Here is a 24,540-nt window from a genome sequence, read left to right on the forward strand (position 1 = left end):
CTAACGCCCTCCATGGTCATGGGAGCGCGGTTGAAGAAAAACGAATCACGATGAATCACGGCAGAAGAAGATTCTTCAAGCTCTGTGGCGCCGGTGCGGCCGGTGCGACGGCTGCAGCCCTGGGCTTTGCCCCCTCGGTGGCCATGGCCACCCTGCCCCGCCAGTACAAGCTGCTGCGCGCCAAGGAAACCCGCAACAACTGCACCTATTGCTCGGTCGGCTGCGGCATGCTGATGTACAGCCTGGGCGACGGCGCCAAAAACGCCAAGGCCAAGATCTTCCACATCGAAGGTGACCCGGACCACCCGGTCAGCCGCGGCTCGCTGTGCCCCAAGGGCGCGGGGGCACTCGACTACATCCACTCCGACCAGCGCCTGAAGTACCCCGAGGTGCGCGAAGCCGGCACCAACGAGTGGAAGCGCATCAGCTGGGACGAAGCCAACGAGCGCATCGCCCGCCTGCTCAAGGACGACCGCGACGCCAACTTCATCGAGAAGAACGAGAAGGGCCAGGTGGTCAACCGCTGGCTCAGCACCGGCATGCTGGCCTCGTCGGCCGCATCCAACGAAACCGGCGTGCTGGACTTCCGCTTTGCGCGCGCACTGGGCATGGTCGGCTTCGACTGCCAGGCGCGCCTGTGCCACGGCCCCACGGTGTCGGCCCTGGCGCCCTCGTTCGGCCGCGGGGCGATGACCAACCACTGGGTGGACATCAAGAACGCCAACGTGATTCTGGTCATGGGCGGCAACCCGGCGGAAGCCCACCCCGTGGGCTTCAAGTGGGCCATCGAAGCCAAGATCCACAACAAAGCCCATCTGATGGTGGTGGATCCGCGCTTCAACCGCACCGCGTCGGTGGCGGATTTCTACGCCCCGATCCGCGCCGGCTCCGACGCGGCCTTCTTGATGGGCATCGTCAACTACCTGCTGCAGCACGACAAGATCCAGCACGAATACGTCAAGGCCTACACCAACGCCAGCCTGATCGTGCGCGAGGACTACAGCTTCGAAGAAGGCCTGTTCAGCGGCTACAACGCCGACAAGAAGAGCTACGACAAGAGCAGCTGGACCTACGAGCGCGATGCCCAGGGTCATGCGCTGCAGGACCTGACGCTGCAGCACCCGCGCTGCGTGCTGAACCTGCTGAAGAAGCATGTGGAGCGCTACACGCCCGAGATGGTGAACACCATCACCGGCACCCAGGTCGAAGACTTTCTGCATGTGTGCGAGCAACTGGCCAGCACCTGCGTGCCCGACCGCACCGCGACCTTCCTGTACGCACTGGGCTGGACCCACCACACGGCGGGCGCCCAGATCATCCGCGGCTCGGCCATGATCCAGCTGCTGCTGGGCAACATCGGCATGGCCGGAGGCGGCGTGAATGCGCTGCGCGGTCACTCCAACATCCAGGGCTATACCGACCTGGGCCTGCTCTCCACGCGTCTGCCCGGTTACCTGAACCTGCCGACCGACCAGCAGCAGACCATCGACGACTACCTGAAGGAGTCCACGCCGCAGGCCGATCTGCCCGGCCAGGTCAACTTCTGGAAGAACACGCCCAAGTTCTTCGTCAGCCTGATGAAGGACCTGTACGGCGACCATGCCACGCGCGAGAACAGCTGGGGCTACGACTGGCTGCCCAAGTGGGACCGCAGCTACGACATGCTGGCCTACTTCGATCTGATGTACCGCGGCAAGGTCAACGGCTACATCGCCCAGGGCTTCAACCCGGTGGCGGCCATGCCCGACTCCGGCAAGATCCGCGACGCTCTGTCCAAGCTCAAGTTCCTGGTCATCATCGACCCGCTGCAGACCGAGACCTCCACCTTCTGGAAGAACCACGGCGAATTCAACGACGTGGACCCCTCCCAGATCCAGACCACGGTGTTCCGCCTGCCCTCGTCGTGCTTTGCCGAGGAAAACGGCACCATCGTCAACTCCGGCCGCTGGCTGCAGTGGCACTGGGCCGCACAGGAGCCGCCGTTCGAGGCGCGCCATGACGGCCGCATTCTGGGCGGCATCTTCATGAAGCTGCGCGAGCTGTACGCCAAGGAAGGCGGTGCCAACCCGGCGCCGCTGATGAACACGCGCTGGCAATACCACAACCCCTACGATCCGCACCCCGAGGAAGTGGCCAAGGAAACCAACGGCTATGCGCTGGCGGACCTGTACGACGACAGCGGCAAGCTGATCGCCAAGAAGGGATCGCTGCTGTCCGATTTCGGCATGCTGCGCGATGACGGCACCACCGCGAGCTACTGCTGGATCTTTGCCGGTTCGTGGACCGAAGCCGGCAACCAGATGGCGCGCCGCGACAACACCGACACCGGACATGGCAACACCCCCGGCTGGGCCTGGGCCTGGCCGGCCAACCGCCGCGTGCTGTACAACCGCGCCTCGGCCGATCCCTCGGGCAAGCCCTGGGATCCCAAGCGCCAGATCCTGCACTGGGACGGCAAGAAATGGGGCGGCGCGGACGTGCCCGACTACCCGCTGACGGCAGCGCCGAACAGCGGCGTCAGCCCCTTCATCATGCAGCCCGACGGTCTGGGCCGCCTGTTCTCGCTCAAGGGCATGAACGACGGTCCCTTCCCTGAGCACTACGAACCCACCGAAAGCCCGCTGGCCGCCAACCCGCTGCACCCCCAGGTCAGCAAGAGCCCCGTGGCGCGCGTCTTTGCCGACGATGCCGCCCGCATGGGCTCGCGCGAGCAGTTCCCCTATGTGGCCACGACCTACTCGATCACCGAGATGTTCCGCCACTGGACCAAGCACTCGCGCCTGAACGCCATCGTCCAGCCCGAACAGTTCATCGAACTCTCGGAAAAGCTGGCCGACAAGAAAGGCATCAAGGCCGGCGACATGATCCGCGTCTCCAGCAAGCGCGGCCACATCAAGGGCAAGGCCGTGGTGACCAAGCGCGTGATGACGCTGCAGGTCGATGGCCAGGAGATCGAGCAGATCGGCATTCCCTGCCACTGGGGCTACGAAGGCACCACGCGCAAGGGCTATCTGGCCAACACGCTGAGCCCCGGCATCGGGGACGCCAATGCCCAGACCCCCGAGTTCAAGGCCTTTCTGGTCAACATCGAAAAAGCATAAGGCGCGCCCATGAGTATGCAATCCCAAGATATCGTGCGGCGCTCGGCCACCAACGACCTCACGCCGGCCGCCCATGCACGCGACCACAAGGACGAGGTCGCCAAGCTGATCGACGTGAGCATCTGCATCGGCTGCAAGGCTTGCCAGGTTGCCTGCAGCGAATGGAATGATCTGCGTGACGACGTGGGCGAGAACTTCGGCGTCTACGACAACCCGCGCGACCTCTCGCCCCAGAGCTGGACGCTGATGCGCTTTGACGAGCATGTCAACGAAAAGGGCAAGCTGGAGTGGCTGATTCGCAAGGACGGCTGCATGCACTGTGAAGACCCCGGCTGCCTCAAGGCCTGCCCCCAGCCCGGCGCCATCGTGCAGTACGCCAACGGCATCGTGGACTTCCAGTCCGAGCACTGCATTGGCTGCGGCTACTGCGTGGCCGGCTGCCCGTTCAACGTGCCCCGCATCAGCAAGGAAGACAGCAAGGCCTACAAGTGCACCTTGTGTTCCGATCGCGTTGCCGTGGGCCAGGAGCCTGCCTGCGTCAAGACCTGCCCCACCGGGGCGATCAGCTTCGGCGCCAAGGACGACATGCTGCACAAGGCCGAAGGCCGCGTGCAGGAAATGAAGAGCCGCGGCGTAGAGAACGCTGGCGTCTACAACCCGCCCGGCGTGGGCGGCACCCACGTGATGTACGTGCTGCACCATGCCGACCAGCCGGAGCTCTACCACAAGCTGCCCAAGGACCCCCACATCAGCGGCGTGGTGGAAGGCTGGAAGGGCTGGTTCAAGCCGCTGGCGGCCATCGGCTTTGTCACGGCACTGGCCGGCGCTGCCGCCCACTACATCAGTACCGGCCCCAACGAGGTCGATGAGGATGAAGACGAGGAGCATGACCACGCCAAGAAGGGAGAGAAGGCATGAAAAAAGACCGCATGATTTTGCGCACCCCGCTGCCCGATCGCCTGTGCCACTGGGCCATGGTGACCTGCTTCTTCCTGGTGGCCATGTCGGGCCTGTCCTGGCTGTTTCCCAGCCTGAACTGGCTCAACGGCGTGTTCGGCACGCCGCAGATGGCCCGCCTGCTGCACCCTTTCTTCGGCATCGTGGTGTTCGTGGCCCTGGTCTACCTGTTCATCCGGTTTGTGAAATACAACCTGCCTGAAAAGGAAGACCGCCTCTGGCTGGAAAACGTCAAGTCCGTGGTGGCCGGCGATCACAGCAAGCCGCTGCGCGTCGGCAAGTACAACGCTGGCCAGAAGCTCATGTTCTGGGGGATCATGGGCCTGATCTGCGCGCTGCTGCTCACCGGGCTGGTGATCTGGCGCGCCTATTTCGCCCACCTGTTCCCTATCCCGGTGCTGCGCGTGGCCCTGCTGCTGCACGCGGTCGCCGGCGTGGGCCTGATGCTGCTGATCATTGGCCACATCTACCTGGCCTTCTGGGTGAAGGGCTCGATCCGCGGCATGGTGACCGGCTATGTCAGCCATGCCTGGGCCAAGGCCCACCATGACCGCTGGCATGCACAGATCAGCGCCAAGGCTCCCGGCAAGAAGAAGACTGCGAGGCCGGCACGATGAGCATCCGCATCGTCCCTGAATCGGAACGCTCGCCGGGCGTGGAATACATCGCCCCGGTGCGCCTGCCCGATGCCACACGGCCCTACGCCCGGCGGGCCGCGCGCCTGCGCCAGCTGGCGGATGGCCACGCCATGGCCGACTACCTGCTGTGGGCCGCCGACCTGGTCGGCGCCCAGCAGGCTGCGGCCGAGGCCACGCCCCTGAGCGCCGCCGAAGTGCACGGTCTGGCCGAGGCCCTGCGCCAGTCCCATGCCCCGCTGCACAGTCACTGCCTGCAGCGTTCTGCCCATTGGCTGCAGCTGCTGGACGGCTTGCTGGCCCAGCTGGCGTCGCCCGCCAGCATGCAGGGCGCGCCCATCCAGCAGGCCCTGGCAGCGCTGCGCGCGGCCGACAGCGGCCAGCGCAACCGCTGGGCCAGTGCCTTGCTGGCCATGCTGCGCGGCGACGAACCGGCCAATGGCGCCGAATTGCCCGACGCGGGCGTCGCCCAGCTGCTGCACAGCGCCCTGTCGCTGTACTGGCGCCAGCTGGCCAGCCAGCTGCCCGGCAGCGGCATGGCCGAGCTGGGCGCCCACCGCCACGACTGCCCCGTGTGCGGCCACGCCCCCGCCGGCAGCCTGGTGCTGGGCGGTGCCCAGGCCGGCCTGCGCTACCTGCAATGCAGCCTGTGCGAGACGCAGTGGCATGTGGTGCGCACCACCTGCACCAGCTGCGATGCCACCGGCAAGCTGGACTACTGGTGCCTGGAAGACGAAAAAGCCGCCATCAAGGCCGAGAGCTGCGGCGACTGCCACAGCTACCTCAAGGCCTTCTACCTACAGGCCGACCACCAGCTGGAACTGGTGGCCGATGACCTGGCCAGCCTGGCCCTGGACGCCGAGATGGAAGCGCAGGACCTGGTGCGCAGCGGCATCAACCCGCTGATGCTGCCGCCGCTGGCCTGATTCACCCTTCCACCCTCGGCCCACCTGCTGTCCGCTTTCTGCGTGCCTTCTGCGCCCCCACAGCCCTGCAGACCGTCCTTGCCCGGGACAGTTTGTAGGGCTGAATCGATAATGGCAGCCATGACCGACACTGCCGCCGGCACCTGCCCCCTGGTTCCACCAGACGGTGCCCCCCTCGTCCTCCCTGCCATCCGCCACGTCCCCGTGGAGCGCCACCATCTGCAGGACGGCCTGCGCGCGCAAGAGCGCGTGCTGGCCAGCGAGGTGCCGATTGCCCTGGTGTTCAACGGTATCTCGCACGCAGTGATGATGGCCACGCCCCTGGACCTGGAAGACTTTGCCCTGGGTTTTGCCCTGAGCGAAGGCATTCTGGACAGCACCGCCGATTGCTATGGCATCGACGTCACACCGGTGGCCGCCTCCGCCGCAGGCCTGCCCCCCGGCATGGACGGGGTGGAAGTGCAACTGGACATCTCCTCCCGCTGCTTTGCCCGCCTCAAGGACCACCGCCGCAGCATGACCGGGCGCACCGGCTGCGGGGTCTGCGGCGTGGAAAGCTTTGCCGCCCTGGACCTGGACTTTGCCCCGCTGCCGGCACACGACTGGCTGGCCCGGGTGGATCTGCCCACGGTATGCCGAGCCATCGACGCGCTGTCGGCCAAGCAGGTGCTCAACACCCAGGCCGGCGCCATCCACGCGGCCGGATGGGCCACGCCGGACGGGCAGTTGCACGATGTGCTGGAGGATGTGGGCCGCCACAACGCACTCGACAAGCTGCTGGGCCGGCTGGCCCGCAGCGGCCACCTGGGCGAACCGGGTTTCGTGGTGCTGTCCAGCCGGGGCAGCCACGAACTGGTGCGCAAATGCGCCAAGCTGGGAGTCGCCGCACTGGCCACCATCTCGGCCCCCACCGCCATGGGCGTGCGCATGGCCGAGCTGACCGGATTGCGCTTCTGGGGGCTGTGCCGCCCGCCCCAGGCCGTGCTGTATGCCGCAGGCGCCGGCCTGCCACCGCTGGCAGTGGCCTCCCCGGCGACTTGACCCGGCAGCGCACTGTGAAAGCGGCGGCTTCGTACAATGGAGGCTTCAGCCCCTGGATGTACACCATGACCCGCTGTTCCACTGTTTTTTCTGCTGCCGCCCTGGCCTGTGCCCTGCTCGGCGGCATGGCCGTGCCTGCGGCCCATGCACGCACCTACCCCGACGCTGCGCGCAGCTTCCCCGATACCGCCCAGCGCGGCGAACTGCTGATCTCGGCCATGCCCGAGGTCGCGCTCAACGGCAAGAAGATCCGCACCACGCCGGACTTTCGCCTGTTCAATGCCAGGAACCAGTTGGTCCTTGCCCACACGCTGCAAGGCCAGAAGTTCGCTGTGAACTATGTGATCGAGCCCAGCACCCAGTGGCTGTCCCAGGCCTGGATCCTGACCCCGGAAGAAGTCCAGGCCAAGCTGCCCAGCCAGCGCTGAGCCCCACCCGCTTCTTTTTTCTTTCTGACTGCCGCCTGCGCCCTGCAATGGTGCCGGTGGATGGTTTTCTTCAAGGCGCACAGGCCATGACCTCTGCGGCCGCCCCACTGCCATGACCACGAAAAAAGTCTTTATCAAAACCTTTGGCTGCCAGATGAACGAGTACGACTCGGACAAGATGGCGGACGTGCTGGGTGCTGCCCAGGGCTATGAATCCACGGACGACCCGGAGCAGGCCGACCTGATCCTGTTCAACACCTGCTCGGTGCGGGAAAAGGCACAGGAGAAGGTGTTCTCCGACCTGGGCCGCTTCAAGCACCTGAAGGAAAAAGGCGTGCTGATTGGTGTGGGCGGTTGTGTGGCCAGCCAGGAAGGCGAAGAAATCATCAAGCGCGCCCCCTATGTGGACGTGGTGTTCGGCCCCCAGACCCTGCACCGCCTGCCCGATCTGCTGAACGCGCGCGCCGCCAAGGCCAAGCCCCAGGTGGACATTTCCTTCCCCGAAATCGAGAAGTTCGACCACCTGCCGCCTGCCCGCGTGGAAGGTGCCTCGGCCTTTGTGTCCATCATGGAAGGCTGCTCCAAATACTGCAGCTACTGCGTCGTGCCCTACACGCGCGGTGAAGAAGTCAGCCGCCCGTTCGAAGACGTGCTGGTGGAAGTCGCCGGCCTGGCCGACCAGGGTGTGAAGGAAGTCACGCTGCTGGGCCAGAACGTGAACGCCTACCTGGGCAAGATGGGCGACACCACCGAAATCGCCGACTTTGCGCTGCTGCTGGAGTATGTGGCCGAGATCCCCGGCATCGAACGCATCCGCTTCACCACCAGCCACCCGAACGAGTTCACGCCCCGCCTGATCGAGGCCTACGCCAAGCTGCCCCAGCTGGTCAGCCACCTGCACCTGCCCGTGCAGCACGGCAGCGACAAGATCCTGATGGCCATGAAGCGCGGCTACACGGCCATGGAGTACAAGAGCACCATCCGCAAGCTGCGCGCCATCCGTCCGGATCTGGCGATGAGCAGCGACTTCATCGTCGGCTTCCCTGGCGAGACCGAAGACGACTTCCAGAAGATGATGAAGCTGATCCACGACGTCCGCTTTGACAACAGCTTCAGCTTCATCTTCAGCCCCCGCCCCGGCACGCCGGCCGCCAACCTGCACGACGACACCCCCCACGATGTGAAGCTGCGCCGTCTGCAGGAGCTGCAGGCCGTCATCAACCAGAACATCAAGGAAATCAGCGAGGAGCGCGTGGGCACGGTGCAGCGCCTGCTGGTCGAAGGGCTGAGCAAGCGCGACGGCAGCGAGCTGATGGGCCGCACCGAATGCAACCGCGTGGTCAACTTCCCCGGCAACGAGCGCCTGATCGGCCAGATGGTGGACGTTCGCGTCACCGAAGCCAAGACCTACACCCTGCGCGGCGAAGTGCTGGTGCGCAGCTGACCGCCCGGCCGGTGCCGGGCCCCAGCGCCCTTGGCCCGACCCGGCCTAGCCCGGCACAGCCCCACCCGCCGGCGGCGGCTGTGCCATCGCCCCCGGCGCACACCGCCATCCCGAGTGCAGCACATGACCATCGCTGGCCAGTCCTGCACACCCCGCCAATCGCGCTACCATATGACCCCGCCGCGTGGATGCACACCCTCGCGGCTTTTTCTTGCCCGTTGCACGGCCAGGGATTCCACGGAGTCCCCTGCGGCCCTGTTCCGACGCAAGATAGCCGCCCGTTGGGTGCGGAACTTGCTAGACATCAGGACTGCTCCGGTATGGGGCAGGCCTGCTATACACACAAGGAGTCTTTCCTATGAACACACGGCGCAACCTCATCAAGGGCGGCCTGGCCGCGCTGCCCCTGGTACTGGCCGGCATGCTGCCTGCTTCCGCCATGGCCCAGGCCAAGATCAAGGTGGCGGCGGTCTACACCGTCCCCTATGAGCAGCAATGGGTCAGCCGCATCCACCAGGCGCTCAAGGCCGCCGAATCCCGTGGCGAGATCGAGTACAAGTCCAGCGAGAACGTGGCCAACGCCGACTACGAGCGCGTGATGCGCGAGTACGCCACCGGTGGCGCACAGCTGATGTTTGGTGAAGTATTCGGCGTGGAAGCCGCCGCCCGCAAGGTGGCCAAGGACTTCCCCAAGACCGCCTTCGTGATGGGCTCCTCGGGCAAGCCCGTGGCCCCCAACTTCAGCGTGTTCGACAACTACATCCAGGAACCTGCCTACCTGAGCGGCATGATCGCCGGCGGCATGACCAAGTCCAACAAGATCGGTCTGGTCGGCGGCTTCCCCATCCCCGAAGTGAACCGCCTGATGCACGCCTTCATGGAAGGCGCCAAGGAAGTGAACCCCAAGGTGGAATTCACGGTCTCCTTCATCAACAGCTGGTTTGACCCACCCAAGGCCAAGGAAGCCACCTTCGCCATGATCGACAAGGGCGCCGACGTGCTGTACGCCGAGCGCTTTGGCGTGAGCGATGCGGCCAAGGAAAAAGGCAAGCTGGCCATCGGCAACGTGATCAACACCCAGGCTCAGTACCCCGACACCGTGGTCGCCTCGGCCCTGTGGCACATGGAGCCCAGCGTGGACCGCGCCATCCAGGCCGTGAAGGCCGGCACGTACAAGGCCGAAGACTACGGCCCGTATTCGATGATGAAGCACAAGGGTTCGTCGCTGGCCCCTCTGGGCACGTTCGAGAAGAAGGTGCCGGCGGACCTGGCAGCCAAGGTCAAGGCCCGCGAGGCCGACATCCTGGCCGGCAAGTTCACTGTCAAGGTCAACGACAGCCAGCCCAAGACCACGGCCAAGTAAGCGCCGGACCGCGCAAGCCTGCGCACCGCCCCTGCAGCGAGCCGGTACCACCGGCTCGCTGCACGTCGGCGCTACCGCTTTGCTCTTCCCGGGCGCAAGTCCGGGACTTCGGCCCTGTACAAGCCTGCCCCGGGCCTGTACCTTGATGCCACCCCGCGCGCTCTTCCCCTTCGCGCCCCTGCACAGGCCATGGCACCCGCACACATGCTCACTGAGACCGCATCCACCCCACCGGGCTCCACGCCCCCCACCGTCCTGCAGTTGCAGGGCATCACCAAGCGCTTTGGCACGCTGGTGGCCAACGACGCCATCTCGCTCACGTTGCAGCGGGGCGAAATCGTCGCGCTGCTGGGCGAGAACGGTGCCGGTAAATCCACGCTGATGTCGATTCTGTTCGGCCACTATGTGGCCGATGCCGGCCACATCGAGGTGTTCGGCCAGCCCCTGCCGCCGGGCCAGCCGCGCGCCGCGCTGGCCGCCGGCATCGGCATGGTGCACCAGCACTTTGCACTGGCCGACAACCTTTCCGTGCTCGACAACATCATGGCCGGCGGCACGTCGCTGGCCCGGCTGAGCCTGGACCCCGCCGGGGCCCGCCGCAGGCTGCTGGACGTGGCGCAGCAATTCGGCCTGCAGGTGGACCCGGACGCCCGCGTGGGCACCTTGTCCGTGGGCGAGCGCCAGCGCGTCGAGATTCTGAAAGCCCTGTACCGCGGCGCCCGCATCCTGATCCTGGACGAACCCACGGCCGTGCTCACCCCCGCCGAGAGCGAGGCCCTGTTCGACACCCTGGGCCAGATGGTGGCGCAAGGCCTGTCCATCATCTTCATCAGCCACAAGCTCGGCGAGGTGCTGCGTGTCTCGCACCGCGTGGCCGTGCTGCGCCATGGCAAGCTGGTGGCCGAATCGGCCACCGCCGGCTGCACCCAGGCCCAGCTGGCGCAATGGATGGTGGGCCACGCCGTCACGCTGCCCGAACGCCGCCCGGCCCAGCATGTGGGCGACAGCGTCTGCAGCCTGCGCCAGCTGGATTCCGCACCGGCCAAAGGCAAGGACAGCCGCGACCGGCTGAAGAACGTGTCGCTGGAGCTGAAAGCCGGTGAAATCGTCGCCATCGCCGGGGTGTCCGGAAACGGCCAGGTCGCACTGGCCGATGTGCTGTGCGGCGTGCGCGCCGTCACCGGCGGACAGCTGACCTACCTGGGCCAGCCCCTGCCCAGGTCGCCCGTCACCCTGGTGGCCCAGGGCGTGGCCCGCATCCCCGAAGACCGCCACGGCACCGGCGTGGTGGGCGATCTGCCGGTGTGGGAAAACGCCGTGTCCGAGCGCCTGCGCACCCGCTGGTTCTCGCGCCTGGGATGGGTCCGGCGCAAAGCTGCACAGGACTACGCCCAGCATGTCAGCACCACGTTTGACGTGCGCGGCGGTGGCCTGCATGCGCCCGCCCGTGCGCTGTCCGGCGGCAATATGCAAAAGCTGATTCTGGGCCGCGCCCTGCTGCCTCCCGGCGTGGACGGCCAGCCCGGCGCAGCCCCCCGCCTGATCGTGGCCCACCAGCCCACCTGGGGGCTGGACATCGGTGCCGTGCACTTTGTGCAGCAGCAGCTGATGGCGGCCCGCGATGCCGGCGCGGCCGTGCTGCTGATCTCGGACGACCTGGACGAAGTCCTGGCCCTGGGCGACCGCATTGCCGTGATGCACGAAGGCACGCTCACCGAAGCCCGGCCCCACGCCGACTGGAGCCGCGCATCCATTGGCCTGGCCATGGCCGGTGCCCATTGAACCCGGGCGAAAGCACATTCCCATGCGATTAGAAAAACGACCTTCCCCTTCCAAAACCGCCATGGTGGCCGCCCCGCTGGGTGCCGTGGTGTTCACCCTGCTCATCAGCGGTTTGCTGGTGCTGTGGGCCAAGGCCCCCGTGGGCGCCACCTATGTCGAACTGTTCAAAGGTGCTTTCGGCTCGCTGTTTGCGTTGAGCGAAACCATGACCCGTGCCGTGCCCCTGATCCTGACCGGTCTGGCGGCGGCCGTGGCCTTTCGCGCACGCCTGTTCAACATCGGCGCCGAAGGCCAGCTGTACGCCGGCGCCGTGGCGGCCATTGCCTTGGGCGGCATGCATGGCGGCACCGGCTTGGAGCTGCCCATCTATGTGCTGTTCCCGCTGATGCTGGTGGCCGCTGCCCTGGCCGGCGCCGCCATGCTGCTGGGCCCGGCGCTGATGAAGACCCGCCTGGGCGTGGACGAGGTGGTGACCACGCTGCTGCTGAACTTTGTGATGCTGCTGCTGGTGGCCTACCTGCTGGACGGCCCGATGAAAGACCCGATGGCACTGGGCTGGCCGCAGAGCGTGGCCCTGCAGTCGGACCTGGAACTCTCGCGCCTGATCGAGCAGACCCGTCTGCACACCGGCCTGCTGATGGCCCTGGTGCTGGCCGTGCTCACCTGGCTGCTGCTGCAGCGCACGACGGCGGGCTTTGACATCCGTGCCGCCGGCGCCAACGCCAAGGCCGCCAGTTTTGCCGGTGTCCCGGTCACCCGCACCGTGGTGCTGGTGGCCCTGCTGTCCGGCGGTCTCGCCGGGCTGGCCGGCGCGATCGAAGTGGCCGGACGCACCAGCTATCTGACGCTGGACATGTCGCCCGGCTATGGCTACGCCGGCATCGTGATCGCCATGCTGGCGGGCCTGCACCCGCTGGGTGTGGTGGCGGCCGCCATTTTTGTGGCCGGCATGCAGGTGGGTGCCGACAGCATGAGCCGCGTGGTGGGCGTGCCCAATGCGATTGCCGATGTGATCGTGGCCGCATCGCTGCTCTCGGTGCTGGTGGCCAGTCTGCTGACGCAGTACCGCTTGCGCTGGAAGTGAGGAGCCGGCACATGCATGACTTCATCTTGACGGCCCCTGCGGCCCCCCAGGCGCTCTGCCAGCACGCAGGCAGCGCCGTTTCCGATCATTTCACCGGGGAGTGCGCAGCATGACCGAATTTCTGGACATCCTGTCGAACTCCGCCTTCTGGGTGGCCGTGCTGCGCACCGCCACGCCGCTGCTGCTGGGCACCCTGGGCGTTTTGCTGTGCGAACGCGCCGGCGTGCTGAACCTGGGCATCGAAGGCATCATGGTGGCCGGCGCCTTCACCGGCTGGCTCACCGTGTATGCCGGCCATGGGCTGTGGACCGGGGTGCTGGTGGCAGCGCTGACCGGCGCCCTGTGCGGTCTGCTGCATGCCTGGCTGACCGTGGGCCTGGCGCTGTCGCAGCACGTGTCGGGCCTGGGCATCACCATGCTGGCCACGGCGCTGTCGTACTACGGCTACCGCGTGAGCTTTCCCAAGGTGAACACCCCGCCCACCATCGAGCCCTTCCAGGCCATGGACTGGCTGCCGATTCCCATCCTGGGCGAGCAGACGGTGCTGACCCTGCTGGCCCTGCTGCTGGTGCCGGTGCTGGCCTGGTGGCTGTTCCGCACCCCCTCGGGCCTGGCCGTACGCATGGTGGGAGAGAACCCGCTGGCGGCCGAGGGCCAGGGCATCCCGGTGATCGCCGTGCGCACTGCGGCCATCGTGGCCGGCTCGGCGCTGATGGCCGTGGCCGGGGCGTTCCTGACGCTGTCGGCCTTCAACGCCTTCTTCTTCAACATGATCAACGGCCGGGGCTGGATCTGCATTGCGCTGGTGGTGTTTGCGTCGTGGAAACCGGGCAAGGCCTTGCTGGGTGCGCTGCTGTTCGCCTTCTTCGATGCCCTGCAGCTGCGCCTGCAGCAGTCGGGCGAAGGCCTGCTGCCCTACCAGTTCTATCTGATGCTGCCGTATCTGCTGTCCATCCTGGCCCTGGTGCTGGTGGCGCGCAAGGCGGCCTATCCCCAGGCGCTGATGAAGCCCTACCGCAAGGGCGAACGCTAAGGCTCCGCCATCCTGTCTATGGCCGCTGCTGCACCTTCCGAGTGCGGGAGCGACCAACTCCACCGACCAAGAGAAACACCCATGCTGGACTTACTGATCACCCATGCTACGCTGGCCGACGGCCGCACCCATATGTCCGTGGCCGTGCAGGACGGCAAGATCACCGAAGTGACCGAAGGCCTGCAGGCCCCTGCACACGAAACGGTGGATGCACAAGGTCTGCTGCTGTCCACCCCCTTTGTGGACCCGCACTTTCACATGGACGCCACGCTGAGCTACGGCATGCCGCGCGTCAACGAAAGCGGCACGTTGCTGGAAGGCATTGCGCTGTGGGGCGAGCTCAAGCCCCAGCTGACGCACGACGCCCTGGTGGAACGCGCCCTGGCCTATTGCGACTGGGCGGTGGCGCGCGGTCTGCTGGCCATCCGCAGCCATGTGGACACCAGCGACCCCAGCCTGCTGCCGGTGGAAGCCATGCTGGACGTCAAGAAGCGCGTGGCACCCTACATCGACCTGCAGCTGGTCGCCTTCCCCCAGGACGGTGTGCTGCGCACCCCGGGCGGCATGGACAACCTCAAGCGCGCGCTGGCCATGGGGGTCGACGTGGTCGGCGGCATCCCCCACTTCGAGCGCACCATGGCCGATGGTGCCGAAAGCGTGAAGCAGCTGTGCGAACTGGCGGCGGAGCTGGGCAAGCGCGTGGACATGCACTGCGACGAGTCCGATGACCCGCTGTCGCGCCATGTCGAGACCCTGGCCTACCACACGCAGCGCCTGGGTCTGCACGGCCGCGTCACCGGCTCGCACCTGACCTCCATGCACAGCATGGACAACTACTACGTCAGCAAACTGATTCCGTTGATGGCCGAAGCCCAGCTGGGCGTGGTCAGCAACCCGCTGATCAACATCACCATCCAGGGCCGCCACGACACCTACCCCAAGCGCCGCGGCATGACCCGCGTGCCTGAGTTGATGGCCGCCGGCCTCACCGTCGCTTTCGGCCATGACTGCGTGATGGACCCCTGGTACAGCCTGGGCAGCGGCGATGCGCTGGACGTGGCCCATATGGGCCTGCATGTGGCGCAGATGACCAGCCGCCAAGGCATGCAGCAGTGCTTCGATGCCATCACCCGCAACCCTGCCCAGCTGCTGGGTCTGGAAGGCTACGGCCTGCAGGCCGGCTGCAACGCCGACTTCGTGCTGCTGCACGCCAAGGACCCGGTCGAAGCCCTGCGCCTGAAGAGTGCCCGCCTGGGCGTGTGGCGCCGCGGCCAGCGCATTGCCAGCACGCCGGCACCGGTGGCCACGCTGAACCTGCCCGGCCGCCCGGTACAGACCACTCTGCTGCACCAGGGCTGAGCGCGGTCAGCGATCAGCGGCCCACGGCCTGCCATCGCAGGCCGTTTTGGGTGGGGTGTCGTCTTCAGGCGAAGATGCTGCGTGCTTCGGTGAAGCGCTTGGCAAAGTAGACGTTGTCCATGCGCACCCGCTGCACGGTGCCGCCGCTGGACGGGGCATGCACAAACTGGCCGTTGCCCACATAAATGCCCATGTGCGAATACGCGCCGCCCAGGGTGTTGAAGAACACGAAGTCGCCGCGCTGCAGATCGCGGTTGACCGGGCTGCTGGCCTGGGCCCACTGGGCCGTGGTGCGCGGCAGGCGGCTGGCATGGATGCCCGCGACGGCCCACTGGATCAGCCCGCTGCAATCAAACCCGCCTTCCGGGTTGTTGCCGCCATAGGTATAGGGGGTGTTGACCACCAGCATGGTCCGCGCCAGCAAGGCTTCCCGTAGATCGCTGCTCAGCGCCAGCGGGTTCACCGCGGGCACCCCGCCGCCGCGCGCCTTGGGCACGGCGGCCGCCGAGCTGCTGCGCTTGCCGCTGCTGGCGCAGCCGGCCAGGACGGCGGCCGTCGCCGCTGCGCCCAGCAACAGCAGGCGGCGGGCAGGCCATTGAGGAGCAGGCGGCGATGCGGCACGGTCAGAACCGCACGCCGTGGACAACGGGATGGGAGCTTGGTGCATGGGCCGCATTATGGCGCTGCCCGCTATCAGCACGGGAGCATGGCCCGCAAGCCCGCTGGGCTTTAGCCCATGGCGGTTTCAGCGTGCCGGCCCTGACGCACACCGGCGCCTGCCACCCCAGGCCATCGCCCGCGCGCAGCATGGCGCCAGCTCCCGGCACACAGCGCCGCAGCGGGCGCCGCAAAGGCCCTGTCAGCCCGTGTTGCGCAGCGCTGCCGCAATGCCGTTGATGGAGATATGGATACCCATCTTCACCCGCTCATCGCCCGCCCCATCGCGCCAGCGGCGTACCAGTTCCACCTGCAGGTGGTGCAAGGGGTCGATGTAGGGGAAGCGGTGGCGTATGGAGCGTGCCAGCGCGCTGTTGTGTGCCAGGCGGTCCTTCTCGCCGGTCAGCATTTCCAGCGCTTCGGCCGTGCGGTGCCATTCGGCCTGGATGGACGCAAAAATGCGTTTGCGCAGCTTGGCGTCGGGCACCAGATCGCTGTAGCGCGATGCCAGCGCCAGATCGCTCTTGGCCAGCACCATGTCCATGTTCGACAGCAGCGTGCGGAAGAACGGCCACTGCTTGCACATGCGGCGCAGCAGGGCCTGCTGCTTGGCGGGGTCCTGCCCCTTGGCATGGACAAACTCGTGCACCGCCGTGCCGAAGCCGTACCAGCCCGGCAAGGTGAGACGGCACTGGCCCCAGCTGAAGCCCCAGGGAATGGCGCGCAGGTCTTCGATCTTCTGCGAAGGCTTGCGCGAGGCCGGGCGCGAACCGATGTTCAGCTCGGCAATCTCGCGGATCGGTGTCGCGCTGAAGAAGTAATCGGTGAAGCCCGGGGTCTCGTACACCAGCTTGCGGTAGGCCGCCATGCTGGACTGCGACAGCGCTTCGGCCGCCACCAGAAAAGGCTTGCCCGCCAGCTTGGTGGGCTGCAGCAGCGTGGCTTCCAGCGTGGCGGCCACCAGGGTTTCCAGATTGCGGCGGCCGATCTCCGGGTTGGAATATTTGGAGGCAATCACCTCGCCCTGCTCAGTCAGGCGGATCTGGCCGCGCACCGTGCCCGGCGGCTGCGCCAGGATGGCCTGGTAGCTGGGGCCGCCGCCCCGGCCCACGGTACCGCCCCGGCCGTGGAACATGCGCAGGCGGATGCCGTACTGCGCCGCCAGCGGATCGAACACCTGCACCAGTGCCGATTCGGCCTGGTACAGCTCCCAGTTGCTGGTGAAGATGCCGCCGTCCTTGTTGCTGTCGCTGTAGCCCAGCATGATGTCCTGCTCGGCGCCGGAGCGCTTCCACAGCGCGGCAATGCCGGGCAGGTCGTAATAGGCCTGCATGATGGACGCCGCCTGGCGCAGATCGCCAATGGTCTCGAACAGCGGCACCACCACCATGTCGGCCACGGCTTCGCTGCTGTCCAGCGTTCCGCGCATCAGCCCCACTTCCTTCATCAGCAGCAGCACTTCCAGCAGGTCGCTGACCGATTCGGTGTGGCTGATGATGCAGTGGCGCAGTGCTTCGGCGCCGTAGTCGGCACGGGCCTGGCGGGCGGTGGCAAAGATTGCCAGTTCGGCCTGGCTGTGTGCGGAGTACGCCGCCCCCACCACGCGCAGCGGGCGCGCATCGCTGAGCATGCGCAGCAGCAGCTGTTGGCGGCCGGCTTCGTCCAGCGCACTGTAGTCGGCCTCGATCTTGGCGACCGCCAGCAGTTCGGCCACCACCAGTTCATGCTGGTCCGAGCTTTGGCGCAGGTCGACCGTGGCCAGGTGGAAACCAAACACTTCCACCGCACGGATCAACGGCGACAGGCGCTGTGCTGCCAGTGCCCCGCCATGGTTGCGCTGCAGCGAATCCTCGATGGTGCGCAGATCCCCCAGCAGCTCCTGCGGCGTGTCATAGGGGTTTTGCGGCGCCACCGCGTGGCGGGCGGCTTCCCCGCCCGACAGCTTGCGCAGCGTGGCCGCCAGGCGGGCGTACATGCCGGTCAGCGCGCGGCGATAGGGTTCGTCCTCGCGGTGGGCATTGCGGTCCGGCGACGCATCGGCCAGTTGCTGCATGGCGGGCGAAACGTCGGCCAGGCGCGCGGCCATGGACAACTCGGTGCCCAGAAAGTGCACCTCGGTCAGGTAGTGGCGCAGCGCCACCTCGGACTGGCGGCGCAGTGCCAGCGCCAGGGTCTCGGCCGTCACATTCGGATTGCCATCGCGGTCGCCACCGATCCACTGGCCCATGCGCAGAAAGCTGTGGATGCGCTTGCCATCGAGCTGCTGCTCCATTTCGCGGTAGATGCGCGGAATCTCGCGCAGAAACGTGGCCTCGTAGTAGCGCAGCGAATTCTCGATCTCGTCGGCCACCGTCAGCTTGGCATGGCGCAGCAGGCGCGTCTGCCACAGCTGCACCACGCGGGCCTTGAGCTGCTCCTCGTTCTGCGCCAGCTCCCTGGGGCTGAGCGCATCCTTGCTGCTGGCATACAGCTGGGCCCGGGCTCGGATCAGGTCGCGCTCGGCCAGCAGCCGGGCAATGTCCTGCTCGGCCGCCAGAATGCTCTGGCGCTGCACTTCGGTGGGGTGGGCGGTCAGCACCGGGGCCACGTAGGCGGCGGCCAGCGCCTGCACCACGGCATCGGTGTCGATCCCTTCCCAGCGGATGCGCGACAGGGCCACCTCCACACTGCCTTCCTGGCTGTGGCCCGCGCGCTCATGCACCTCGCGGCGGCGAATGTGGTGGCGGTCTTCGGCCAGGTTGGCCAGGTGCGAGAAATAGGTGAAGGCGCGGATCACGCTGACCGTCTGGTCGCCCGTGAGCCCCTTGAGCAGCTTCTTCAGCGCCTTGTTGGCCGCCTGGTCCGCGTCGCGGCGGAATGCCACGGACAGCTGACGCACCTGCTCCACCAGCTCATAGGCGGGGGCACCTTCCTGCTCGCGGATCACATCGCCCAGCAGGCGGCCCAGCAGCCGGATATCGTCAATCAGCGGCTGGTCCTTGTCGGTACGGCGGACGGGCGCGGTGGTGGGGGACTCGGAACGTCGGCGGGCTGCTGCATTCATGCAAAAGGCTCCAGGTGGCGGATGGTGTCGGCGCGCATGCTAGCATTCCCAGTTGCCCCGAAGGCTGACAACCCATGACTGCTACCCACACTTCTTCCTCTCTTGTGATCGCCACCCGTGAAAGCCGCCTGGCCCTGTGGCAGGCCGAACATGTGCAGGCCCTGCTGCGCGCACGTGGCCACCAGGTGGAACTGCTGGGCATGACCACCAAGGGCGACCAGATTCTGGACCGTTCGCTGTCCAAGGTCGGCGGCAAGGGCCTGTTCGTCAAGGAACTGGAAGTGGCCCTGGAAGAAGGCCGTGCCCACATTGCCGTGCACTCCCTCAAGGATGTGCCCATGGAACTGCCCGAAGGCTTTGCACTGGCCTGCGTGATGGAACGTGAAGACCCGCGCGACGCCTTCGTCTCGCCCCGCTACGCCAGCCTGGATGCGCTGCCCCAGGGCGCCGTCGTCGGCACCTCCAGCCTGCGCCGCCAGGTGCTGCTGCAGACCCTGCGCCCGGACCTGAAGATCGAGCCGCTGCGCGGCAACCTCGACACCCGTCTGCGCAAGCTGGACGAAGGCCAGTACGACGCCATCGTGCTGGCAGCCGCCGGTCTCAAGCGCCTGAACATGGTCGAGCGCATCCGCTGTGAATTCGAACCGGGCAGCATGCTGCCCGCTGCCGGTCAGGGCGCACTGGGCATCGAGGTGCGCAGCGACCGCACGGACCTGATTGCGGCACTGCAGCCGCTGGTGCACATGCCCACCTGGCTGCGCGTGGCGGCCGAGCGTGCCGTCAGCCGCCGCCTGGGCGGCAGCTGCTCCGTGCCGCTGGCCGCCCATGCCCTGCTGGCCGACGATGGCACACTGACGCTGGATGCCGCCTGGGGCGATATCGAAGGCGTGCAGGCCCTGATCCAGGTGCGCCAGCAGGCCCACGTCACCACGCTGGACCAGGCCGAAGCCCTGGGCAATGCCGTGGCCGAACAGCTGCTGGCCCAGGGCGCCCGCTGCGCCGCCAAGGCGGAGTGATGGCCGCGCGGCCCGCCGTCATCCTGACCCGTCCCCTGCCGGAGGCGCTGCATTGGCAGCAACTGCTGCAGGCCCGGGGCCTGGATGCCGCCGTGCTGCCGCTGCTGGACATTGCCCCCGCTGCCGATCCCGCCACGCTGGCCGCGCTGCAGCGCGTGGGCCAGGAACTGGCGGGCTACCGGGCCGTGATGTTTGTCAGCCCGAATGCGGTGCGCGGCCTGCTGGCCGCCCCCGACCTGCCTGACCTCCTGGCCCAGGCCGTCCATGCCCAGGGCCTGCGCCTGTGGGCCCCCGGCCCCGGCACCGCCAAGGTGCTGGAGCAGGCGGGCCTTGCGGCCTCCGCCATCGACAGTCCGCCCGCCGATGCGCGGCAGTTCGATTCCGAATCCCTGTGGGCCGTCGTGGCACCGCAGATCCGCCCCGGCGACCGCGTGCTGATCGTGCGCGGTGCCAGCCTCCACAGCACCACCGACAGCCAGGGCTCTGGCCGCGAATGGCTGTCCAGCCAGCTGCGCAGCCTGGGTGCACAGGTCGAGCTGGTGGGGGTCTACAGCCGCCAATGCCCTGCAGCCACCCCAGCGCTGCAGCAACGCCTTGCGGCCCACTGCGCCGCCCGCGACCTGTGGCTGTTCAGCAGCTCGGAAGCCATTGCCCACCTGCTGCAGCTGTACCCCACACAGGACTGGAGCCGCCAGCGCGCGCTGGCCACCCACCCCCGCATCGCCGCCACGGCACGCGCCGCGGGCTTTGGCGATGTTTTGGAATGTAAGCCTGATGTGGAAAGTGTGTCTGCGTCGATAGAATCCTGGTCATGAGCACCGACGGCGCACAGCACCCTCCTTTCCCCCCATCTTCCGAGCAGCCCCCGACGCCACCAGGCGCCCCCGTGCGCACCGGTACCGGTCCCTCGCCCCTGGCCTGGGTGGCCATGGTGCTGGCCGCTGCCGGCCTGGGCAGCAGCGTGCTGCTGTGGCAGAAGGTGGATGGCATGCAGGAGCAACTGGCACGCCAGACGGCTGAGTCCGGCACCCAGGCCACCGAAGCCCGTGCGCTTGCCCGTGAGTCCCAGGATCTGGTGCGCGACGCCACCGGCCGCCTGGCCGTGGTGGAAGCCCGCATGCAGGACGCCACCCTGCAACGCACCCAGCTCGAAGAGCTGATGCACAGCGTCTCCCGCTCGCGCGACGAGACGCTGCTGATCGACCTCGAATCCGCCCTGCGCATGGCCGTGCAGCAGGCCCAGCTCTCCGGCAGCATGGAACCGCTGGTGGCCACCCTCAAAGGCTCGGCCCAGCGTGTGGAACGCACGGCCCAGCCGCGCCTGGCCCCGGTACAGCGCGCCATCGAACAGGATCTGGAACGCCTGTCCCGTGCCTCGGTCACCGACACCGCCGGCCTGCTGGCCCGGCTGGATGAGCTGGTGCGCATGGTGGACGAGATCCCCATGCTCAACAGCGTGACCCAGGCCCCCAACCTGGCCAAGGGCAGCGCCAGCACCGGTGTGCCGCTGCCGCCCGCGCTGGATGCGGCGGTCACCCCCACCCAATGGGCCTGGTGGAAGCATTGGGGCGAGCGCGTCTGGAGCGCTTCGGCCGATGAAGCCCGCGATCTGGTGCGCATCCGTCGCATCGACCACCCGGACGCCGTGCTGCTGGCGCCCGAACAGGCTTTCTTCCTGCGCGAGAACCTCAAGCTCAAGCTGCTCAATGCCCGCCTGGGCCTGCTGGCGCGCCAATATGACTCGGCACGCTCCGATCTGGGAAGTGCCAACACCGCCCTGGCCAAGTACTTCGACAGCCAGTCCCGCCGCACGCAAAGCGCCCAGGCCCTGATGCTGCAGATCCAGACGCATTTGCGCCAGACCGAGCAGCCTTCCATCAACGACACGCTGAGCGCGCTGGCCACAGCCGCTTCCAGCCGCTGACCGGGGAGGCCCAGCATGCGCGCTGCATTGTGGTTTGTCGGTCTGTTCTGCCTGGCTGTGGCTGGCGCCCTGTTTGCGGGCAACAACCAGGGCTCGGTCATGCTGTTCTGGCCGCCCTACCGGCTGGACCTGTCCCTGAACATGGTGGTGCTGCTGTTGCTGGCGGCATTCTTCATTCTGTATGGCGCCCTGCGCGGCTTTTCCGCCCTGGTCACCTTGCCGCTGCAGGCCAAGCGCTGGCGCCTGCAACAGCGCGAACGCAATATGCACCAGGCCCTGCTGGAGTCCTTGACCCATCTGCATGCCGGCCGCTTCCTGCGGGCCCGCAAGGCGGCCCTGCAGTCGCTCACGCTGGAAGACGGCCTGGACAAGGACAAGGCCACGGTGGCCTACCGGCTGCAGCTGCGCACCATCGCCCACATGGCGGCGGCCGACAGCTCCCATGCCCTGCAGGACCGGGCCACCCGGGACGAACACCTGGACGCCGCGCTGGATCTGGCGCCGCTGAACGGCACCACCCAGCAGCAGGAATTGCGCGAAGGCGCGCAAATGCGCTCGGCCCGCTGGGCACTGGACGACCGCGACGCCAGTGGCGCGCTGGAACGCCTGGGCGAACTGCCCCATGGCGCGGCACGCCGCACGATTGCACTGCGCATCAAGCTCAAGGCCACGCGCCTGGCCCGGCAGACCCAGCCGGCACTGGAAACCGCGCGCCTGCTGGCCAAGCACAAGGCATTCTCGCCCGAAGCATCGGCCAGCCTGCTGCGCAGCCTGCTGCTGGAGCAGATCCACAGCGCCCACGACGCAGGGCAGCTGCTGCACGCCTGGTCGCAAGCCGAAGCGCGCGAACGCAGCGCGCCCGAGCTGGCCATTCCCGCCGCCCGCCGCCTGGTGGCCCTGGGGGGTGACAGCGCCACCGCACGCGAATGGCTGCTGCCGGTCTGGGAGGCCCAGTTGCAGCAGCCCCAGGGCCTGCACAGCGAGCACAGCACCCGCCTGGTCCTGGCCCTGCAGGAAAGCCTGGACGATCTGGACGCCGCCTGGCTGGGCCGCATCGAAGCGGCGTTGCGGCATGCCCCGCACAACCCGCGCCTGCAGTACTTGGCCGGCATGGCCTGCCTGCAGCGCCAGCTATGGGGCAAGGCCCAGCAGTTGCTGGGCCAGTCTACCCAGCAGCTCAAGGACCAGGCACTGCTGCACAGCGCCTGGACGGCCCTGGCCATTCTGGCCGAGCGCCACGAAGCGCCCGACGAAGCCGCCCACGCCTGGAAGCAGGCGGCGCTGCACGGCAAGTAAGCCCCCTGGCCCACCACTTCGGACAACGGACAGGGAACGCCGCCGGCGCCAGCCTGGCGCGAAAGAGCGTCCTTTGCCTGCGGCGTCAGTCCGGCCAGTGCTCCAGCCAGCCCAGTCGTCCCTGCCCCAGATCGTTGAGGCGTTCCACCAGGGCGAAGGCGGCACTTTCCGGCAAGGTCCACTGCGCGGCCACCATGCTGCCGTGCTGCACCTGCAGCAGTTCGGCCCCGGCCTGGGCGATTTCACGGCGCAGCCAGCCTTCCATGGCATAGGGCACCTCGCACTGCAGCAGCGCCATGCGCTGCAGCGTGATTTTTTCCGCGCCGATCAGCGCCTGCGCCACGCTGTCGGTATAGGCCCGCACCAGGCCGCCGGCCCCCAGCTTGACCCCACCGAAGTAGCGCACCACGGTGGCCAGCACGCCTTCCAGCTCCTGGTGGCGCAGCACATCCAGCATCGGGCGGCCGGCCGTACCGCTGGGCTCGCCGTCATCCACCGCCGCAGATTGGCCGCCGGCCAGCAAGGCCCAGCAGATGTGGGCCGCCGCCGGGTGCTGCTTCCACAAGGCATCCACGGCGGCCTGGGCACTGGCGCGGTCGCGCATGGGCTGCACGCAGCCGATGAAACGGCTTTTCTTGATGATCAATTCACTGTGCGCCGGGGAAGCAAGGGTCTGGGCCATAGGGCTGCTGAGCTTACCTGAGCCTGGGGCCCCACTGCGGGCCACTCCGGCATTCAAGCTTTTTGAACTGTCACGTCAATTTGCCTGAACTTTTTTGTCACCTTTGCTTCCTACACTCCATCTCTTGTCGCGCTTCATGGCCGCTTGCCAGGTGCTTTAAAAACAACGCATAACCATGCCCACCCCCACCGCTTCCACCCGCTACAGCCTGCCCGCCATCGCACTGCACTGGCTGTTGGCCGTTGGCCTGATCGGCCTGCTGGCCTTTGGCTGGTACATGACCGGACTGCCGTTTTCCCCGGCACGCCTGAAGTACTACAACTGGCACAAATGGGCCGGCGTCACCATTTTGGTGCTCAGCCTGCTGCGCCTGGTCTGGCGCCTTACCCACCGCTCGCCCGCACTGCCTGCTGCCATGGCCGCGGCCATGCCGCGCTGGCAGCACCTCGCCCACCATGGCGTGCACCACCTGCTGTACCTGCTGTTCTTTGCGGTGCCGCTGCTGGGCTGGGCTTACAGCTCGGCCGCCGGCTTCCCCATCGTGTGGTTCGGTCTGTGGCAGCTGCCCAATTTCGTGCCGGCCGATCCGGCCCTGGCCGAAGCCCTCAAGCCCTGGCACATGATCAGCGCCTACACGCTGGCCGCCCTGATTGCCCTGCACATTGCGGCAGCACTCAAGCACCAGTTCATCGACCGCGACGGCCTGCTGCGCCGCATGCTGCCCGGCAAAGCCGCGTAATTCGTCCCCTGTTTTTTTCGAGCGTCAGGA

Annotated in this window: 20 protein-coding genes; 17 read left to right on the top strand and 3 right to left on the bottom strand. The window is 67.2% G+C overall.

What is annotated here, in order from left to right:
* Window positions 1–50 precede the first annotated feature (50 nt).
* From fdnG to KW830_RS09030, 12 genes are all read left to right on the top strand, one after another.
* Window positions 51–3,101: a formate dehydrogenase-N subunit alpha gene (gene fdnG, locus KW830_RS08975; protein ID WP_115594701.1), complete on the top strand. Its 3,051-nt coding sequence runs from the start codon at window positions 51–53 to the stop codon at window positions 3,099–3,101.
* Between the two features lie 9 nt (window positions 3,102–3,110).
* On the top strand, window positions 3,111–4,019 hold the full coding sequence (gene fdxH / locus KW830_RS08980) for a formate dehydrogenase subunit beta (protein ID WP_218332888.1): 909 nt from the start codon (window positions 3,111–3,113) through the stop codon (window positions 4,017–4,019).
* Entirely contained in the window at window positions 4,016–4,675 is a 660-nt protein-coding gene (locus KW830_RS08985) for a formate dehydrogenase subunit gamma (RefSeq protein ID WP_066540730.1), read from the top strand. The genes fdxH and KW830_RS08985 overlap by 4 nt, the downstream gene beginning before the upstream one ends.
* Window positions 4,672–5,619, top strand: a complete 948-nt coding sequence (gene fdhE / locus KW830_RS08990) for a formate dehydrogenase accessory protein FdhE (RefSeq protein ID WP_218332889.1) — start codon at window positions 4,672–4,674, stop codon at window positions 5,617–5,619. Before KW830_RS08985 ends, fdhE begins: the two co-directional genes overlap by 4 nt.
* A gap of 120 nt (window positions 5,620–5,739) precedes the next feature.
* Window positions 5,740–6,660, top strand: a complete 921-nt coding sequence (gene fdhD / locus KW830_RS08995; RefSeq protein WP_098066327.1) for a formate dehydrogenase accessory sulfurtransferase FdhD — start codon at window positions 5,740–5,742, stop codon at window positions 6,658–6,660.
* 65 nt (window positions 6,661–6,725) lie between these two features.
* The gene (locus KW830_RS09000; RefSeq protein ID WP_218332891.1) at window positions 6,726–7,088 is read left to right on the top strand and encodes a hypothetical protein; all 363 of its coding nucleotides are present in this window, start codon (window positions 6,726–6,728) and stop codon (window positions 7,086–7,088) included.
* Between the two features lie 112 nt (window positions 7,089–7,200).
* Window positions 7,201–8,532: a tRNA (N6-isopentenyl adenosine(37)-C2)-methylthiotransferase MiaB gene (gene miaB / locus KW830_RS09005; protein WP_218332892.1), complete on the top strand. Its 1,332-nt coding sequence runs from the start codon at window positions 7,201–7,203 to the stop codon at window positions 8,530–8,532.
* Between the two features lie 358 nt (window positions 8,533–8,890).
* Window positions 8,891–9,895 (top strand): BMP family protein, encoded by a 1,005-nt coding sequence (locus KW830_RS09010; RefSeq protein WP_066540723.1) that lies wholly within the window; start codon window positions 8,891–8,893, stop codon window positions 9,893–9,895.
* A gap of 204 nt (window positions 9,896–10,099) precedes the next feature.
* Window positions 10,100–11,677 (top strand): ABC transporter ATP-binding protein, encoded by a 1,578-nt coding sequence (locus KW830_RS09015; protein WP_218332894.1) that lies wholly within the window; start codon window positions 10,100–10,102, stop codon window positions 11,675–11,677.
* A 22-nt stretch (window positions 11,678–11,699) separates the two neighbouring features.
* On the top strand, window positions 11,700–12,761 hold the full coding sequence (locus KW830_RS09020) for an ABC transporter permease (protein ID WP_218332896.1): 1,062 nt from the start codon (window positions 11,700–11,702) through the stop codon (window positions 12,759–12,761).
* 109 nt (window positions 12,762–12,870) lie between these two features.
* Window positions 12,871–13,794: an ABC transporter permease gene (locus KW830_RS09025; protein ID WP_066540719.1), complete on the top strand. Its 924-nt coding sequence runs from the start codon at window positions 12,871–12,873 to the stop codon at window positions 13,792–13,794.
* An 81-nt stretch (window positions 13,795–13,875) separates the two neighbouring features.
* Window positions 13,876–15,153, top strand: a complete 1,278-nt coding sequence (locus KW830_RS09030) for an amidohydrolase family protein (protein WP_192334697.1) — start codon at window positions 13,876–13,878, stop codon at window positions 15,151–15,153.
* A 64-nt stretch (window positions 15,154–15,217) separates the two neighbouring features.
* On the opposite strand, the gene KW830_RS09035 is transcribed toward KW830_RS09030, so the two are convergent.
* Both KW830_RS09035 and ppc read right to left on the bottom strand, forming a co-directional pair.
* Window positions 15,218–15,820, bottom strand: a complete 603-nt coding sequence (locus KW830_RS09035; protein ID WP_083520589.1) for a C40 family peptidase — start codon at window positions 15,818–15,820, stop codon at window positions 15,218–15,220.
* Window positions 15,821–16,012: 192 nt separating this feature from the next.
* The gene (gene ppc, locus KW830_RS09040; RefSeq protein ID WP_192334703.1) at window positions 16,013–18,853 is read right to left on the bottom strand and encodes a phosphoenolpyruvate carboxylase; all 2,841 of its coding nucleotides are present in this window, start codon (window positions 18,851–18,853) and stop codon (window positions 16,013–16,015) included.
* Window positions 18,854–18,927: 74 nt separating this feature from the next.
* Between ppc and hemC the strand changes: the two genes are divergently transcribed.
* The 4 genes from hemC to KW830_RS09060 are packed head-to-tail and all read left to right on the top strand — an operon-like array spanning window position 18,928 to window position 23,089.
* Window positions 18,928–19,869 (top strand): hydroxymethylbilane synthase, encoded by a 942-nt coding sequence (gene hemC, locus KW830_RS09045; protein WP_218332897.1) that lies wholly within the window; start codon window positions 18,928–18,930, stop codon window positions 19,867–19,869.
* Window positions 19,869–20,684, top strand: a complete 816-nt coding sequence (locus tag KW830_RS09050; RefSeq protein WP_218332898.1) for a uroporphyrinogen-III synthase — start codon at window positions 19,869–19,871, stop codon at window positions 20,682–20,684. Before hemC ends, KW830_RS09050 begins: the two co-directional genes overlap by 1 nt.
* Window positions 20,681–21,793 carry a uroporphyrinogen-III C-methyltransferase gene (locus KW830_RS09055; RefSeq protein ID WP_218332899.1) on the top strand — a complete coding sequence of 371 codons (1,113 nt, stop codon included), beginning with the start codon at window positions 20,681–20,683 and terminating at the stop codon, window positions 21,791–21,793. The genes KW830_RS09050 and KW830_RS09055 overlap by 4 nt, the downstream gene beginning before the upstream one ends.
* 15 nt (window positions 21,794–21,808) lie before the next feature.
* Window positions 21,809–23,089 (top strand): heme biosynthesis HemY N-terminal domain-containing protein, encoded by a 1,281-nt coding sequence (locus tag KW830_RS09060; protein ID WP_218332900.1) that lies wholly within the window; start codon window positions 21,809–21,811, stop codon window positions 23,087–23,089.
* 85 nt (window positions 23,090–23,174) lie between these two features.
* On the opposite strand, the gene KW830_RS09065 is transcribed toward KW830_RS09060, so the two are convergent.
* Window positions 23,175–23,771 carry a YigZ family protein gene (locus KW830_RS09065; RefSeq protein ID WP_066540695.1) on the bottom strand — a complete coding sequence of 199 codons (597 nt, stop codon included), beginning with the start codon at window positions 23,769–23,771 and terminating at the stop codon, window positions 23,175–23,177.
* 175 nt (window positions 23,772–23,946) lie between these two features.
* On the opposite strand from KW830_RS09065, the gene KW830_RS09070 reads away from it, so the two are divergent.
* Window positions 23,947–24,510 carry a cytochrome b gene (locus KW830_RS09070; RefSeq protein ID WP_218332903.1) on the top strand — a complete coding sequence of 188 codons (564 nt, stop codon included), beginning with the start codon at window positions 23,947–23,949 and terminating at the stop codon, window positions 24,508–24,510.
* Window positions 24,511–24,540: the final 30 nt, after the last annotated feature.

Source organism: Comamonas sp. CMM03, assembly GCF_019218715.1.
GTDB classification, from domain to species: Bacteria; Pseudomonadota; Gammaproteobacteria; order Burkholderiales; family Burkholderiaceae_C; genus Comamonas; species Comamonas terrigena.